This window comes from Methylobacterium sp., from assembly GCF_028290105.1.
In the GTDB taxonomy this organism is placed as follows: Bacteria; Pseudomonadota; Alphaproteobacteria; order Rhizobiales; family Beijerinckiaceae; genus Methylobacterium.
This window is the reverse complement of sequence record NZ_JAQGKL010000029.1, coordinates 1-15,585: the sequence shown is the minus strand read 5'-3', so window position 1 is coordinate 15,585 and position 15,585 is coordinate 1. Positions and strand designations below refer to the sequence as shown.

Annotated in this window: 14 protein-coding genes and 1 tRNA gene; 5 read left to right on the top strand and 10 right to left on the bottom strand. The window is 67.6% G+C overall.

Annotated features, from left to right (window positions below):
* Together JWQ05_RS02300 and JWQ05_RS02295 are read right to left on the bottom strand one after the other, a co-directional pair.
* The coding region (locus JWQ05_RS02300; protein ID WP_299653848.1) for a PAS domain-containing hybrid sensor histidine kinase/response regulator at positions 1–1,241 on the bottom strand (1,241 nt) is incomplete at its 3' end.
* Positions 1,238–2,752 carry an ATPase domain-containing protein gene (locus JWQ05_RS02295; protein WP_299653845.1) on the bottom strand — a complete coding sequence of 505 codons (1,515 nt, stop codon included), beginning with the start codon at positions 2,750–2,752 and terminating at the stop codon, positions 1,238–1,240. The genes JWQ05_RS02300 and JWQ05_RS02295, both read right to left, overlap by 4 nt.
* Positions 2,753–3,218: 466 nt before the next feature.
* Here JWQ05_RS02295 and JWQ05_RS02290 point away from each other — a divergent pair, with 466 nt between their 5' ends.
* From JWQ05_RS02290 to JWQ05_RS02270, 5 genes are all read left to right on the top strand, one after another.
* Positions 3,219–4,742, top strand: coding sequence for a hypothetical protein (locus JWQ05_RS02290; protein WP_299653842.1), 1,524 nt, complete (start codon positions 3,219–3,221; stop codon positions 4,740–4,742).
* Between the two features lie 157 nt (positions 4,743–4,899).
* Complete coding sequence (locus tag JWQ05_RS02285; RefSeq protein WP_299653839.1) at positions 4,900–6,858, top strand: PAS domain-containing sensor histidine kinase; 1,959 nt, start codon at positions 4,900–4,902, stop codon at positions 6,856–6,858.
* A 151-nt stretch (positions 6,859–7,009) separates the two neighbouring features.
* Entirely contained in the window at positions 7,010–7,453 is a 444-nt protein-coding gene (locus JWQ05_RS02280) for a DMT family transporter (RefSeq protein WP_299653836.1), read from the top strand.
* 232 nt (positions 7,454–7,685) lie between these two features.
* Entirely contained in the window at positions 7,686–8,699 is a 1,014-nt protein-coding gene (locus JWQ05_RS02275) for a patatin-like phospholipase family protein (protein WP_299653854.1), read from the top strand.
* Positions 8,700–8,890: 191 nt separating this feature from the next.
* Positions 8,891–9,829 (top strand): hypothetical protein, encoded by a 939-nt coding sequence (locus tag JWQ05_RS02270; RefSeq protein ID WP_299653833.1) that lies wholly within the window; start codon positions 8,891–8,893, stop codon positions 9,827–9,829.
* A 36-nt stretch (positions 9,830–9,865) separates the two neighbouring features.
* Here JWQ05_RS02270 and JWQ05_RS02265 read toward each other — a convergent pair whose 3' ends face one another.
* The 8 genes from JWQ05_RS02265 to JWQ05_RS02230 all read right to left on the bottom strand — a co-directional run bounded on the left by JWQ05_RS02265 (position 9,866) and on the right by JWQ05_RS02230 (position 15,482).
* Positions 9,866–10,879, bottom strand: coding sequence for an SDR family oxidoreductase (locus JWQ05_RS02265; RefSeq protein ID WP_299653830.1), 1,014 nt, complete (start codon positions 10,877–10,879; stop codon positions 9,866–9,868).
* Positions 10,880–11,215: 336 nt separating this feature from the next.
* Positions 11,216–11,292 (bottom strand) — tRNA-Pro (locus tag JWQ05_RS02260).
* 96 nt (positions 11,293–11,388) lie between these two features.
* A complete protein-coding gene (locus JWQ05_RS02255; RefSeq protein WP_299653827.1) occupies positions 11,389–12,123 on the bottom strand; it encodes a 4'-phosphopantetheinyl transferase superfamily protein in 735 nt (244 codons plus the stop codon).
* Positions 12,124–12,152: 29 nt separating this feature from the next.
* On the bottom strand, positions 12,153–12,377 hold the full coding sequence (locus tag JWQ05_RS02250; RefSeq protein ID WP_299653824.1) for a hypothetical protein: 225 nt from the start codon (positions 12,375–12,377) through the stop codon (positions 12,153–12,155).
* Between the two features lie 113 nt (positions 12,378–12,490).
* A complete protein-coding gene (locus tag JWQ05_RS02245; RefSeq protein ID WP_299653821.1) occupies positions 12,491–13,363 on the bottom strand; it encodes an RNA polymerase factor sigma-32 in 873 nt (290 codons plus the stop codon).
* A 247-nt stretch (positions 13,364–13,610) separates the two neighbouring features.
* Positions 13,611–14,201, bottom strand: coding sequence for a CarD family transcriptional regulator (locus tag JWQ05_RS02240; RefSeq protein WP_299653851.1), 591 nt, complete (start codon positions 14,199–14,201; stop codon positions 13,611–13,613).
* 431 nt (positions 14,202–14,632) lie between these two features.
* A complete protein-coding gene (fdxA, locus tag JWQ05_RS02235) occupies positions 14,633–14,971 on the bottom strand; it encodes a ferredoxin FdxA (RefSeq protein WP_299653818.1) in 339 nt (112 codons plus the stop codon).
* 235 nt (positions 14,972–15,206) lie between these two features.
* Positions 15,207–15,482 (bottom strand): RNA-binding S4 domain-containing protein, encoded by a 276-nt coding sequence (locus JWQ05_RS02230; RefSeq protein WP_299653815.1) that lies wholly within the window; start codon positions 15,480–15,482, stop codon positions 15,207–15,209.
* Positions 15,483–15,585 lie beyond the last annotated feature (103 nt).

The following is a 15,585-nucleotide window of genomic DNA, read 5'->3' as shown; positions in this document are numbered from 1 at the left end:
AGCGTCAGCCAGAGCGCGCCCGCCGTGACGATCTCCAGGCTGATCGACTCGCCGAGCGTGCGCCTCAGTAGGTCCTCCATGCCGGTCACGAGCTGGTTCGCCTGCACGGGCCGCGGATCGAGCGGCTGCCGGCGCGAGAAGGCGAGAAGGCGGTGCGTCAGGGCGGCCGCACGGTTCGCCGAGGAGGTCGCGGCCTTGGCGTACCGGTCGAGATGGTCGATCCGGCCTTGCGCGAGCCGGGTCTGCAGGAGGTCGAGCGCTCCGATGACCCCGGTGAGGAGGTTGTTGAAATCGTGCGCGATTCCGCCCGTCAGCTGCCCCACCGCCTCCATCTTCTGGGCCTGGCGCAGCGCCTCCTCGGTGTTGCGCTGGTCGGTTCGGTCGAGGACGATGCCGGCCATGCGGACGGCCGCGCCATCCGCGTCGTAGGTGGCTTGCCCCTTGGCGGCGATCCACCGGACGGTCCCGTCCGGCCGCTGGATGCGGCATTCGAGGTCCAGTGTGCCGGACCCGAGCGCCTCGGCGAAGGCCGCCGCTACGCGGTCGCGGTCCTCGGGCAGCGCATGGGCCAGGAAGTCGGCCCGGCCCCAGGTCGAGACCGGCCGGTCGTAGCCGAAGATGGCGTCGTGCCGGCAGGAGCGCCGGGTCGTGTCGTTGACGAGATCGAGGTCCCAGGAGCCCATCCCGGCGGAATCGAGGGCGAAGGCCAGCGTCTCGCGGGCCGCCTCGACCTCGCGGGTGCGCTCCTCGACACGCCGCTCCAGCGTCTCGTTCGCGATCCGCAGGCGCGCCTGCACCTCCTCGCGTTCGTGGATGTGTTCGCGGGCCTGATACTGGCGGCGGCGCACCCGCAGCGCGGAGGCGACGGCACTGACCAGGGTCTCGGCGTTGATCGGCCGCTCCAGCAGGACGACGTTGCCGAGACGCTCGATCATGGCCGACGCCGAGGCCGTGCGCCGACCGGCCTGCCGCGTCGCCAGCATGATGAAGGGGAAGTCCGACCAGGGCGGCTGGGCCGACAGCCAGGCGTCGAGCCGATCCGGATCGACCTCGAGAAGCGCCTCCTCGGTCACGATGGATGTCCCGGCGGAAGCCGCGAGGGCCGCGAGCCACGCCGCGCCGTCGGCGCAGACCGTGGGCGCCGTGCCCGATCGGGCCAGCAATTGCGCCATCACGGCGGCGTCGCGTCCGCGCGGCGCCAGGATCAGGACGCGGGATTCGTCGGGCCGGGCTGCCGTCATTGCTGCGCGCTGGCGGCGGACGCCGCGCCCTTCAGCATCGGGACCTTGCCTTCGTAGGAGGGGAGCCCGGTGAGAATGCCCTGGAAGTCGGTGAGTGCGTCGCCGACCTGGATCCCGTCGGACGAGAGCTTCAGTTCCCGGATGGTCCGCTCGTGGGCGTTGACCCGGCTTTTGACCACCGACAGCGCCGTGCGGACCTCGCCCTTGGCCTCGAAGTAGCGGAACAGCAGGATGGCGTCGCTGAGATAGCTGAGGTCGATGTCGGAGCGAACGTCGCCGATGACGCCGTGCTGGCCGAGGACCAGGATCGTGGTGACGCCCTTCTGGTTGAGGTAGTTCAGGAGCTCGTGCATCTGCAGCACGAGATACTCCTCGCCCGGCATGGCGTGGATGTAGGCGTTCAGGCTGTCGATGGCGACGAAGGTCGAGCCATTGTCCTCCACCGCATTGCGGACCTGACAGGCGAACTCACCCGGCGAGAGCTCGGCGGGGTTGATCTCCACGATGGTCAGGGCGCCGCTCGCGATATGGGCGTCGAGGTCCATGCCCAGCATCCGCGCGCGTGCCAGCATGGTGGGCCGGCCCTCGTCGAACAGGAAGTACGTCCCGTGCGCCCCGCGCTCCAGGGCGGCCAGCAGGCAGCGTATCGCCGTCGTGGTCTTGCCAACCCCGGAGGGCCCGAGCAGCAGGGTGTTAGTTCCCGGGACCAGCCCGCCGCCGAGGAGGAGATCGAGTTCCGTCAGGCCGGTGGAGGCCGGGTTCGGGTCGAAGGGGGCCTTGTGGTCGGCCGCCACGAGGCTCGGGAAGACCTCGACGCCGCCGGTGTCGAGGACGAAGTCGTGGAGGCCGCCACGGAACTTGGTGCCACGCATCTTCAGGACGTTGATCCGCCGGCGCGCCGCGCCGAATTCGCGCCGCGACTGCTCCAGCACGACCACCCCGTGGGCGATGCTGTGAAGCTGCACGTCGGCCGAGTTGTCGTCGAGCAGCAGCACTGTGCATCCGCGGGCGGCGAACATCTGCTTCAAGGCCAGAATCTGCCGACGGTAGCGCAATGGATTCTGGGCGAGCAGGCGAAGTTCGGACAGGCTGTCGAACACCACGCGCTGGGGGCGCAGCACGTCCACCCGGTCGATGACCTCGCGGACGGTCTCACCGAGTTCGACTTCGGAGGGGTGCAGCACCGACTGCTCGCTGTCGGGATCGAGCCCGAGTTCGTTGACGAGTTCGTAGATCTCGATGCCGTCGAGGGACCAGCCATGCGAGGCGGCCGCGAATTCGAGTTCGTCCGCGCTCTCGGACAGGGTGACGTAGAGCCCCCTCTCTCCGGCCGCGACACCGTTCAGGAGAAACTGCAGGGCCAGGGTCGTCTTGCCGGTGCCGGGCCTGCCCTCGAAGAGGTAGAGGCGGCCCCGGCTCAGGCCCCCGGCGAGGATGCAGTCGAGGCCGGCCACGCCGGTCGACACGATGTTGCGGGCGCTGGGGGCACGCGTTGTCTGCGAAGCGGCCATGAATACCATGCGGGAGATTGAGACACCCGAGAGCCATCGGCTCGGTTCGAGTGCGCCTTGGAAGGAATGACTTATGACACTAACGCGGACCGGCCGGATTGGTCCCCACGCGTCCGCTATTGTACCCATTCGGGACCAGTCGATCGCAGGTCAGTGCGCCACGACCGGCCTCAGCCGAGCAATCGATGGATGATTCCGGCCCGCCGCCCCGTCAGAAGTCTTCGGCCTGACCCGAGTCTCTGCTGGCGGTGACATTCGGCGAGAACGCCCAGGTTTACCAGGAACCCATCGAAGGCGATTTTCATGGATGCATCCACGCGATATCGAGCCGTATCGATTAACGCGACGAGGCGCTGATCGTTCGCCCTCGCTGCGATCGGCTCGCCCGGAACGGCGTCGCAGGCGCGTTCGCCGAACGGTGAGACCCCCAAGGGGACGATCTGAGATCCAACATGACGATGGTGGGATGACCGAGCACGACGCGCGCGCCGACCGACCCGGTCTCGACTTCCCGGACAGCACCCGATTTCCCGATGACACACCCACGCCGACGGCAGGTTCCATCGCGCATCGAGGGCCTGTCCCGCTGCCCTGGGTCCAGATCGCCGGCCCAGGCATCCCTTACTTCGTCACTGAAGCCGGTGCCACCTGGACGCCGGTGGGCCAGAACGATGCGATCAGCTGGGATGAACTCGCGGGCCTCTTCCGCCGCCGCGACCTCGCCACGGTGGAGGCGCACCTGCGCCATCTCGTCGAGCACGGCGTCACCTGCCTGCGCCTGATGCTCGAATACGCCCAGGTGCGCCACCGCTACATCGAGCGTCCCGTCGGCCATTTCGTGCCCGCCATGGTCCGGCTCTGGGACGACCTGTTCGCCCTTTGCGAAAAGGTCGGCCTGCGTATCCTGCTGACGCCGTTCGATACGTTCTGGATGTGGCTGCACTGGCGCCACCATCCCTACAACGCCCGCAACGGCGGGCCGCTGGCGCATCCCTCCCGCTTCCTCCTCGACGCGGCGGTGCGCACGGCGATCAAGGACCGGCTCACCTTCGCGGTCGAGCGATGGGGCGGCTCGGGCGTCCTGTTCGCGTGGGACCTCTGGAACGAGATCCACCCGGCCCATGGCGAGGATAGCGTGGAGGGCTTTGGCCCCTTCATCACCGATCTGAGCCGGCATGTCCGGGCGCTGGAAACCAAGCTCTACGGTCGCACCCACCCGCAGACGGTGTCCCTCTTCGGGCCGGAACTCGTCTCGCGCGCGCACCTGCCGATGGCGGAGCCGATCTTCCGCCACCCGGATCTCGATTTCGCGTCGATCCACATCTACGCGAGCGGCAGCATCGACGACCCGCGCAACACCGTCGCTCCGGCGATCGCCATGGGCCGGATCGTCCGCGAGAGCCTGAGCCAGATCCGGGACGGCCGGCCCTTCCTCGACACCGAGCACGGCCCGATCCACAGCTTCAAGGACCGGCACGTCACCCTGCCGGAGGCCTTCGACGACGAGTACTTTCGCCACATGCAGTGGGCGCACCTGGCGAGCGGCGGGGCCGGGGGCGGGATGCGCTGGCCGAACCGGCACCCGCACAGGCTCACGTCCGGAATGCGCCGCGCCCAACGCAGCCTCGCGGGCTTCCTGCCTCTGATCGACTGGACGCGCTTTCGTCGGCGCAATCTGAGCGCGGAGATGGGGCCGGTTCCGCGCGGCATGGCGGTCTTCGCCTGCGGGGACACGGACCAAGCGGTGATCTGGTGCCTGCGCACGAACCCCCGCGCGCGCGACGGCCGCCTGCGCCGCGATGTGCCGCCGCTCACGATCCGCCTCGCGCTGCCGGGCCTGGGGACCGGTCGCTATGGCCTCACGGCCTGGGACACCGGAGCGGGTTTCGTCCGGGAAACGCAGACGATCGAGGCGAATGACCCGGGCGCCACGCAGATCGCCGTCCCGCCCTTCGTCACGGACGTGGCGCTCGCCGTTCGCAGGCTCTGACGGCTCTCTCATTCCCTTCGGCCGTGTCCGCGCATTTCCGGGACAACCGTGCGTTTTCATGCAAAGCGCGCGTTCGGGGGCAGCATAGTGCAGTCCTTGCGCGTTGTCGTATATGTCACTCGAACATAGCGATCTCCGCCAGCAGCAAAATCAAACGATGACGACACCCGAGGTCCTAGAAGCGGCCGTCGATCACGATGATCGCTACCGCCTGTTGGTTGAGTCGATCGTCGATTACGCAATCTACATGCTCGATCCGCAGGGCCATGTCGTGAGCTGGAACCGCGGCGCCGAACGGTTCAAGGGCTATACGGATCGGGAGATCATCGGTCAGCATTTCTCGCGGTTCTATACGGAGGCGGATCGCGCCACGGACCTGCCCGGCCGGGCCCTGGGGATCGCGGCGTCCGAGGGCCGCTTCGAACAGGAGGGCTGGCGCGTTCGCAAGGACGGCAGCCTGATGTGGGCGCACGTGCTGATCGACCCGATCCGGCGCGAGGACGGCCACCTCATCGGCTACGCCAAGGTGACCCGCGACCTCAGCGAACGGAAGGCGACTCGGGACGCCCTCAAGCTGAGCGAGCAGCGTTTCCGCATCCTGGTCCAGGGCGTGCAGGACTACGCCATCTACATGCTCGATCCGCAGGGCAAGGTGTCGAGCTGGAACCGGGGCGCGCAGCGCTTCAAGGGCTATACGGACGACGAGATCATCGGCGAGCATTTCTCGCGGTTCTACACCGATGCGGATCGGTCCACCGGATTGCCCGCGCGTGCCTTGAGCACCGCTGCCACCGAAGGGCGCTTCGAAGCCGAGGGCTGGCGCGTTCGTAAGGATGGCACGCGGTTCTGGGCCCACGTGGTCATCGATCCGATCCGGGGCGAGCACGATGAACTCGTGGGCTTTGCCAAGATCACGCGGGACATCACGGAGCGCAAACAGGCGCAGCAAACCCTCGAGGAGACCCGCGCCCGCTTCATCCAATCCCAGAAGATGGAAGCGGTCGGGCAACTGACCGGGGGCGTCGCGCACGACTTCAACAACCTGCTGGCCGTCGTGCTCGGCAGCCTGCATCTGGCGCGGAAACACCTGCCGGCGGACCGCAAGCTCCTGCGGTTGATCGACAACGCGATCCAGGCCGCCGATCGCGGCGCGATCCTGACCAAGCGGATGCTCGCCTTCGCGCGCCGGCAGGATCTGGAAACGGGCCCGGTCGACATTCCCGAACGCGTGCGCGGCATGGCCGAGCTGCTGCAGCGCTCGATCGGCTCCAACATCCCGGTCGTGACGCAATTTCCCCTGCGGCTCCCGCTCGCCTTCGCCGACGCGAACCAGCTCGAACTCGCGCTCCTGAACCTGACGGTGAACGCCCGCGACGCCATGCCGGCGGGCGGCACGATCACCATCGCGGCCCGCGAGGCATTCATAGGGAGCGAAGCGGGTGCGGAGCTCAAGCCCGGCCGCTATGTCTGCCTGTCGGTGGCCGATACGGGCGAAGGCATGGATGCGGCGACGCTGGCCCGGGCCGCCGAGCCGTTCTTCACCACCAAGGGCGTCGGCAAGGGCACCGGCCTCGGACTCTCCATGGTGCACGGCTTTGCCGAGCAATCGGGGGGGCGCCTGATCCTCAGGAGCGTCGAGGGCCGGGGCACCACCGCCGAGTTGTGGCTGCCCGAAGCCGAGGCGGGAATCTCGGTGACGGAGGCGCCGCAGGCGGAGGATTCGACGCCGCCGGCCCTCAAGCCGCTGACGGTGCTGGTGGTCGACGACGATCCCCTCGTGCTGATGAACACCTCCGCCATGCTGGAGGATCTCGGCCATGCGGTGATCGAGGCGAGCTCGGGTGATCAGGCTCTCCGCGTCCTGCGGCGCTCCGCCGAAGCTGTCGACCTCATGATCACGGATCAGATGATGCCGCACATGACCGGCGTTCAGCTGATCGCCTTGCTCAAATCCGAACGCGCCGCCCTGCCGGTCATCCTCGCCAGCGGCTACGCCGAATTGCCGGAGGACAGCCTCACGGGCCTCGTGCGCCTGAGCAAACCCTTCGTGCAGGCCGACCTCGCCCGGGCGCTCTCAACCAGCCTGAACCCGCAACCCCAGGGCCTGCCGTCTTGACCTGGACCGGGCGTCTTCATGCCGTCGCTGACAGCGCCCATCGCGGCTCGGATGGGACCTATCATGCGGCGCATCGGGCGAGATTCCGGTACAATCGACGCAGGCGCGACAAACGACGAAACTTGGCCGCGCGCGGCGGCGCTACCGCTGCATGTGGTATCTTTACGGTCTAACGATCCTCGCCGGGCTCGCGAACGCGGTCCAGCCCGGTCAGAATGCGGCCCTCTCCAAATCCCTCGGGTTGCCTGTCACCGCCGGATTGGTGGTCCTGCTCGTCAGCACCGGTGCCATGCTCGCGGGCGGCCTCGCCTTGGGCAAGCTCGAAATGCCGAGCGGCCACCAGATGGCGCAGGTGCCGTGGTGGGCGTGGTTCGGCGGATGTCTCAGCGTCCTGCTAATCCTGGCGCAGCTCTACGCCTCGCCTTCCATGGGCGCCGCCTCCTTCCTCGGCATCATCGTGACAGTGGGCGTGGTCGCCTCGATCGTGCTCGACAACTATGGTTGGATCGGCTTTGCGGTGCATCCGGCGAGCTTATTGCGCGTTCTCGGCGCGGTTTTCATGATCGTCGGCGTCGGCATGGTCGCGCTGTTCTGAGCCCGCCGCATCGTTCCTCTTTCCCGGTTACCCGCGTCGCCTTCGCGTTCCTGCGCGGACGCCCGGCGGGAACTTTGGCACGCGGCACGGCATCATCTTGAAGACGCTCCCTCGGTCGAGGTTGCTGCGTCGGCCCTTCGCTTCCACACGCACCCGCAGGCTCGCTCCACCCGTGTCATTGTCCCCGAACGACGACGTCTCCTCCGAACCGGCCGCCACCAAGGCCACGCCCTTGCGCACCCACGACACCGCCCTCGTCCTGGCCGGGGGCAACGCCCTCGGCGCCTACCACGCGGGCGCCTACGAGGTTTTGCATTCGCGCGGGATCAGGCCGGATTGGGTCGTGGGAGCCTCGATGGGCGCGGTGACGGCCGCGATCATCGTCGGCAACGCCCCGGAGGATCGAGCCGGGAAGCTGCGTCAGTTCTGGAGCGAGGCGACGCTGCACACTGGCCTCAGCCTGACGGACGGGTTGAAGCCCCGACAGGTCTACAATGGGATGCACGCGCTGCTGACCCTGGCCTGGGGCCGGCCGAGCATCTTCCAGCACCGCCTGCCCGGGCTCTGGTCGGCCCTGCCCTGGATGCCCAACGACGTCGCCCTGTTCGACAACACGCCCCTGCTGGGCACCCTGAAGCGCCTCGTCGATTTCGACCGCCTCAACAGCGGTGAGACCCGCCTCACCATCGCCTGCGTCGATGTCGCGAGCGGCGAGGAGGTCTATCTCGACACCACCCGCGAGACGATACGGCCCGAGCACGTCATGGCGAGCACGGCGCTCCTGCCGGCCTTTCCGCCGGTGGAGGTCGATGGCCGGCTGCTGGGCGACATCGGCTACACCAACAATCTGCCCCTCGATCCGCTCTTCGCCGTCGAGCCGACCCGGGACCTCGTCTGCATCGCGCTCGACCTGTTCGGCCTCCAGGCCCCCAAGCCGGGTTCGCTCGATGCCGTGCTGGAGCGGGCCAACGATCTCATCTTCGCCAGCGCGGCCCGGCGTGCGGTGGCGGGGCTGAAGCGGGAATACGCCCTGCGCCAGCAGCTCGACCCGCACGGCCCGGCGGTCACGCTGCTCCACATCGTCCATCAGGCCGGCGCGGACCAGCTCTCGGCTAAGAGCTTCGACTTCTCGCCATCCTCCATCCGAGACCGAATATTGGCGGGCAACCGCGACATGGTTCGGGGGGCCGACTGGCTGGCGTCTCGCGCGCGGAGCGACGAGCGCTTCGTCTACGAGCGCCTTTGAGTTCATCCGAGACACGCGGAGACGCGCCGCCTCAGGAGGCACACGCGTGCACGACGGCGCGCGAGCCGGATCGTCTGCGCGTTTGGTCGCGTGCTCCGACGGATGCACCGCCGAACCGTTTTCCCACCCCGGGCGTTTGGGTCCGCGCGCGGCACGAAAGCCTCCACGCCATCAGGAGAGCATCGACGGACATGGAACGGCCCAGCGTCATCATCGGGATCCACGGCTTGGCTAACAAGCCGCCGGTCGATGAGAAGACGCGCTGGTGGACATGCGCCATCGCGGAGGGGCTGGCACGAAACCAGGGTCTGACGGACGCCGTGGTCCCTCTCTCGTTCGTCTACTGGGCCGACCTTCGCTACGACGCGCCGCTCGCCAGCGACGACATTCCCGAGCCGTACCGGCCGCAGGCCGGCGCCTCGGCGCTACCCGGTGAGGAAAGCGCGCCCAAGCTCACGGGTCAGGATCTGCTCGCCACCGTGTATGCGGGGATCGAGCGCGTCGAGGAGATGACCGGCGTCACGTTCGTCGACGACGTCATCCTGGAGCATCGCTTCGACGATCTCTGGCACTACCATGTGGAGCAGACGTTCGCGCGCCAGGTGCGGGCACGGCTGATCGAGCGCCTGCGGGAATTTCGCGATCATCGCATCCTGCTGGTGGCGCATTCGATGGGGTCGGTCATCGCCTACGACGTGCTGCGCCTTCTGGAGCGCGACGCTCCGGATCTCCAGGTCGAGCATCTGGTCACCGTGGGCTCACCCCTGGGGCTGGCGAAGGTGAAGCTCAAGATCGTGGCCGAGTGCGGTGAAGCCCGCGTGCCGAACAACGTCCGGCACTGGACCAACCTCGCCGACGGCAACGACATCGTCGCGGTCACGGGCGCTCTGGCGACCGACTTCGTACCGAGCGACACCGGCGTGGAGATCGCCGATCACCGGGTGGTCAACGACTATCGGCGGCCGACGGGCGAGCCCAACCACCACAAATCCTATGGCTACCTCCGCACGCCGGAATTCTCGCGGATCGCGAGCCTGTTCGTGTCCCCCGCCGCCCCGGCGAATTTCGGCATCACCGAGGGAGCGAAACCGAGCCGCAAGGCAGCCCCGATGGACCTGGAATCCGGCTGAGCGATCCGGCACAGGAATCCGGATCGCCGCCGCGTTCTAACGCCCGCGCGTCCGGCGCGGGTTCAGGCCGCCGACGAGCGCCGCCACCGAGGCCGCCAGCCCGAGACCCACCGCCGTGGTGGCGAGGGGGTGGAGGGTGGCCCGCGTGTAGGCGCTCGTCCGCATGACGTAGATCGGCGGATCGCCCCGAACCTGTCCGGCGTTCCGAGGCGCATGCAGGGCGCCTTCCGGCTCCCGCGGTCGCTCGGTGCGCTTCTGGAGCGCGATGATGGCCGGCGCCAGCTCGTCATAGGCTCCGGGCGCGAATTCCTTGCCCATGACGAAGAGCTTGCCGCCGCCGCCCACGAAGATGTCGCGTTGCGGGTGGACGGCCGCGTGCAGGATGGCGTTGGCCACTTCCTCCGGCGGATAGATCGGCGGCGGCAGCGTCGGCTCGCGGTCCATGTAGTTGCGGGCGCGCTGGGGCAGCGGCGTATCGATGGAGGCGGGCTTCACCAGCGTGACGGAGACCTGTGCGCCCTCCGCGATGAGCTCCATGCGCAGGGTGTCGGTGAAACCTTTCACCGCGTGTTTCGAGGTGGCGTAGAGCCCCTGGAATGGAAAGGCGAGATCCGACGCGATGCTGCCGACATTGACCAGGGCGCCACCCCGTTGGCGCAGGTGCTCGACGGCGACGAGCGAGCCGTAGATCGTGCCCCAGAGGTTCGTCTGGATCAGCCGCTCGTGGTCCGCGTCCGCGATCTCTCGCAAGGGGCCGTAGACGGTGAGGCCCGCGACGTTGACCCAGGTGTCGAACCCCCCGAAGGCCGCCAGCGCGGCATCCGCGATGGCCTGGACCTCCTTGCGCTGGCCGACATCGGCGGTGACAGCGAGGGCACGGCCGCCCTGTGCCTCGATCTCTCTCACGATGCGCGCGAGGACATCGCCACTGCGCGCGGCCAGCACGACGCGGGCGCCCCGTTCCGCGGCCATGCGCGCGGTGGCCAAGCCGATACCGCTGGACGCGCCGGTGATCACGATCACCTGGTTGCGAAGAGGTTTGTGTCGCATGAGTCTTCGTCCCGTTCGGACCGCGATCGGCACAGATCCGAAGAGGTTACGCGCGAGGTGGCCGTGCGTTGCCGCCAAAAGAAGACCGCGTGCATTCCGCGCAGGCGGAAGGAATGCTTTCGGGCCGCCAGTCTCTACGGCGCAGGGGCGGCAAAGACAGACGTCAAGGTGCTGATGTCTTGCGGGTCGGCTAGCGAATATCGGGAACTTGCGTGAGCGCATGCCGCGTTGGAGAACGCAAGCCATCGCCACCGATTCGCGGCGGTGCCAGCTTCCAATCGATAACGGGTGTTGTGCTCTCTGAGCCGGGAAGACCGGTTTCCTTAAAGGAAACACTGGTCGGAGTGGCAGGATTTGAACCTGCGACCCCCACGTCCCGAACGTGGTGCGCTACCAGACTGCGCTACACTCCGACAGAGCCGGCGGCTTCCCGTCGGCGAGCGGACGTATAGCGAGCCCCATCGGGGGCCGCAAGCGCCTTGGTGCGAGAAATCGCGAGGGGGACGGCGTCACGCGGCCTCCGCCCAATCCGGCGGCAGACGGTAGCGGATGCAGGGCTCGCAGACCTGCGCGATCGCCACGGCGCCGACAGCATCCACACCAGGGTCGAGGTGGTGGATGGTCCATTCGGGAGTGGGCTCCCCGGCACCTTCCCATCGCAGAACCGCGGGATCGGCCGGGGGGAGGGCGACACGGAAACGGTCGAGGGGGAACGAAAGGCCGGTGCCGAGTGCCTTCACCACCGCCTCCTTGCGCGTCCAGCAGGCGAAGAACGCAGCCTCCTGGGCAGCCCCCGACAGGCGCGCCAGATCCGCAATTTCGCCGGGATGGAAATGCGCGCGCGCAACCGCCATCGGGTCGCCGAATGGGCGGATGGCCTCGACGTCCACGCCGATGGAGATCCCGTCGGCAACGCCGATCAGGGCGTGCCGGCCGGAATGCGAGAGGTTGAAATGAAGCGCGTCCTGGTCCGGGACGTCGAGTTCGGGCTTCCCGTGCGGTCCGATCCGGAAACGAACGGCCTCGGGTGACCGATCGAGATATCCCGCGAGGATATACCGAAGGGCCTGATGGCTCCGGATGAAGCGATCCCGATCCTCGCGCCGCAGGAACCGGTCCGCCCGTGCGGCCTCATCCGCCGACAGCCACGCCGCCATTCCGGCCACGATGGGTGCGGTGGCCTCGAGGTTCACGTGCCAGACGGCGCTGCCGGGTTGCCGAACGGGCGTAGCGGCCTGCCACATCTGCGGAACGGATGATCGGCCGGGTGGGACTATCGCAGCGCCTTGAACGGCGCCAAGCGTTCCGCCCAGGTCAGGGCAAGCAAGAGGCCCAGGTAACCGACCTCGGCACTTCCAAGGACGCCGTAAAAGAGGCCGAGCCCATGATACCAGGCGAGTTGGCTCTGCAACGTGGCCACAACGCTGGCCGGAATCAGCGCGGCGATGAGCAGGCCCAGAACCATGATCGCATTCAGAGGCTGGGTCGGTTCCTGCATCGTCCACGCGTCCATCGTTTGAGATCGAAGGACGGTTTTAGCTCACTTTCGTGTGAGGTGAAATGCCGGCACATGGACAGCGGATACCGAGGCGCGCCACCCACCCGGGCACCTCATCCGTAGACGTTCCCGCCCGTTTGCGGAAAGCGCTCCGCAAGAGCGCGGCGCAGTTTCTCCAAGGCGCGGTTCTCGATTTGGCGTACGCGCTCCTTCGAGATGCCAAGACGGTGGCCGAGGGCCTCCAGAGTGGCTTGGTCCTCGGCGAGGCGGCGCTCCTTGAGAATGCGCAACTCGCGCTCGGACAGCACCGTCAGCGCTTCGTTGAGCCAGGTCAGGCGGCGCTCGCCATCGACGGTCGCCGAGACGGTCTCGTCGGGCAGCGCGGCACCGTCGACGAGAAAGTCCATCCGCTCGGAGGATGCCTCGCTCTCCTCGCCGACCGGGGCGTTGAGCGACATGTCGGGCCCGGAGAGACGTGCGTCCATCAGCGCCACGTCCTCGCGCGAGACGCCGATGGCGGTGGCGATGCGGCGGTGGATCTCGTCGCCGACATGCTCTTCCGTCGACTGCATGAGCTTGGCCCGCAGGCGGCGCAGGTTGAAGAACAAGGCCTTCTGGGCCGAACTCGTCCCACCCCGGACGATCGACCAGTTGCGAAGGATATAATCCTGGATCGAGGCGCGGATCCACCAGGTGGCGTAGGTGGAGAAGCGAACCTCACGCTCCGGCTCGAAGCGGGCGGCGGCCTCCATCAGGCCCACATGGCCTTCCTGGATCAGGTCGGCCATGGGCAGGCCGTAATGGCGGAAGCGGCCGGCGATCGCGATGACGAGGCGCATATGCGCCGAGATCAGGCCGTGCAGCGCGCGCTCGTCGCGCTGGTCCTTCCAGCGAACGGCGAGCCCACGTTCCTCGTCCCGCGCAAGGAAAGGCGCCTCCATCGCCGTGCGTATGAACTGCCGCCGGATCCCTGCGATATCCGCCATCCCCGCCTCCGCCCCGATGAAACGTGTGCTTCCGGTCACTGCCGCATGCTGCCGATGAAAATCGGTCTTCGGACCTGTGACTGGCAACCCGACAACACAGGGTCCTGTGGATGGTTCCCCTGGGAATGGCCTGGCTCACGCGCAAGTGAGCGGAAGTGCATGGATGGGGGAGCGCAGGTAACCGGAAACGAAAGAGCCCGACGCTAACGCGCCGGGCTCGAAGCAATTCCCAGTTGTCGGCGGAGGATCAGGCAGCTTCTTCCTGCAGATCGTCGCCCTCGGCTTCGCCTTCCGCCTCGGCTTCGCCCTTGGCGCGGCGCGGAGACTTCGCGAGGCTCTGCTCGATGAGCTTGAGCGCCTCGGTCTCGGTGATGCGGTTGACCGAGGAAATCTCGCGCACGACGCGGTCGAGTGCCGATTCGTAGAGCTGACGCTCGCTGTAGGACTGCTCGGGCTGGGCCTCGGAGCGGAAGAGATCCCGCACCACTTCTGTCACCGAGAGCAGGTCGCCCGAATTGATCTTGGCCTCGTATTCCTGAGCGCGACGCGACCACATGGTGCGCTTGATCCGAGCGCGGCCGGTGAGCAGGTCGAGGGCCTTCTTCACGAGCTCGGGCTCGGCCAGCTTGCGCATGCCGACGCTGTTGGCCTTCGCGGTGGGGACGCGCAGGACCATCTTGTCCTTCTCGAACGACACGACGAACAGCTCGAGCTTATAGCCGGCGATCTCCTGCTCCTCGATCGCCGTGATGCGCCCGACGCCATGGGCCGGATACACGACCGCTTCGCCGGTCTTGAAGCCTTGGCGGCCTGCCGTCGTCTTCTTGGCTGTGGTCATGCGAGAAGCGCCTCCAGAACATTGCGCGGCCTTGCACGCCGCGCCGAACCCTGTAATCCGGGGTGGGTCACCCGGCTTCAGCCCCTTGTCCGAAGAGTTCGCATCCTGGAATGCGTCACCTGCCGGTTCCCGGGCGTGCCGACGCATCGCGCAACGAGAAACCAATCACCGAAAGCTTGAACGCCTTCAGCGATCGATCGCGTGCGACCCCGATCCACAAGCGAACTTGAGACCCATCTGATGATGGCTGGAGGCGGCACGTCGGGCACGAACGACGGCAGGCGCTCTTGATAGCACAAACGCACCGCCGAATCAAAGGATTGCCGGCAGGCCGGAGCGTCGCGGGCCGGGGGACCGGCGCACTCCACAGCCACTTTCGGTCGACGCTCCGGCCTCCTGCGATCCGATCGCCGGCGACGCGGAAAGTGGCGTCAGTCACCCGTGCCGGGGGCCGCCGAGAAATGCGCCTCGAACTTGCCGGCGACGCCATCCCACGCCTTGGCGTCGGAGGGGGCATCTTTCTTCTGGGTGATGTTGGGCCAGGAGCGGGCGTAATCCGCGTTCACCTTGAGCCAGGTCTCGAGGCTCGGCTCGGTGTCGGGCTTGATCGCCTCGGCCGGGCATTCCGGCTCGCAGACGCCGCAATCAATGCACTCGTCCGGGTGGATGACGAGCATGTTCTCGCCTTCGTAGAAGCAGTCCACCGGACAGACCTCGACGCAGTCCATGTACTTGCACTTGATGCAGTTGTCGGTGACGACGTAGGTCATGGGGCCTTCAGTCCTCGATCCGGTGATCGCGGTGAGCGCCCGATACCGGGGCGCCCGCGCAATTCGGGGCACGGATCCGTTAACGCTTCGTGGCACGGAGCAGGATGGTTCGGGCCTGCGCCCGTCCTGAATGGCGCTGGCTCTAGCCCCTGTCCGTGGGACTGACAAGCGTGGGCGGCGGCAGGGTGTCCCGCCAGCCACAGAGTGTCGCGGCTGGGACACGTGGACCGACCGATCACCCCGGTGGATCGCCCATGATTTCATAGAGGAGTTGCGCCTCCGGAGCCGAGCCTCGGCGCTCGCCAAGGTCCAGCACCCGCGCGATCACGGTCGCGTGGGCCGCCGCCACCGTGACGACGTCACCGAGCCCGATCGCCGTTGCGGAGGCTCCGGCGCGCTTCCCGTTCACCCGAACATAGCCGTCCGTCACGAGGCGCGCGGCCAGGGAGCGGGTCCGCGCGAAGCGCGCGAACCACAGCCATTTGTCGAGACGCTGGCGCCCCGGCTTCATCGCGCCTCAGCGCTTGCGGTCATTCCCCGACTCGAGTTGCGCCTTGAGCGCGGCGAGCTTCGCGAAGGGCGAATCCGGGTCCGGGGCGCGCTCGCGGCGTTGC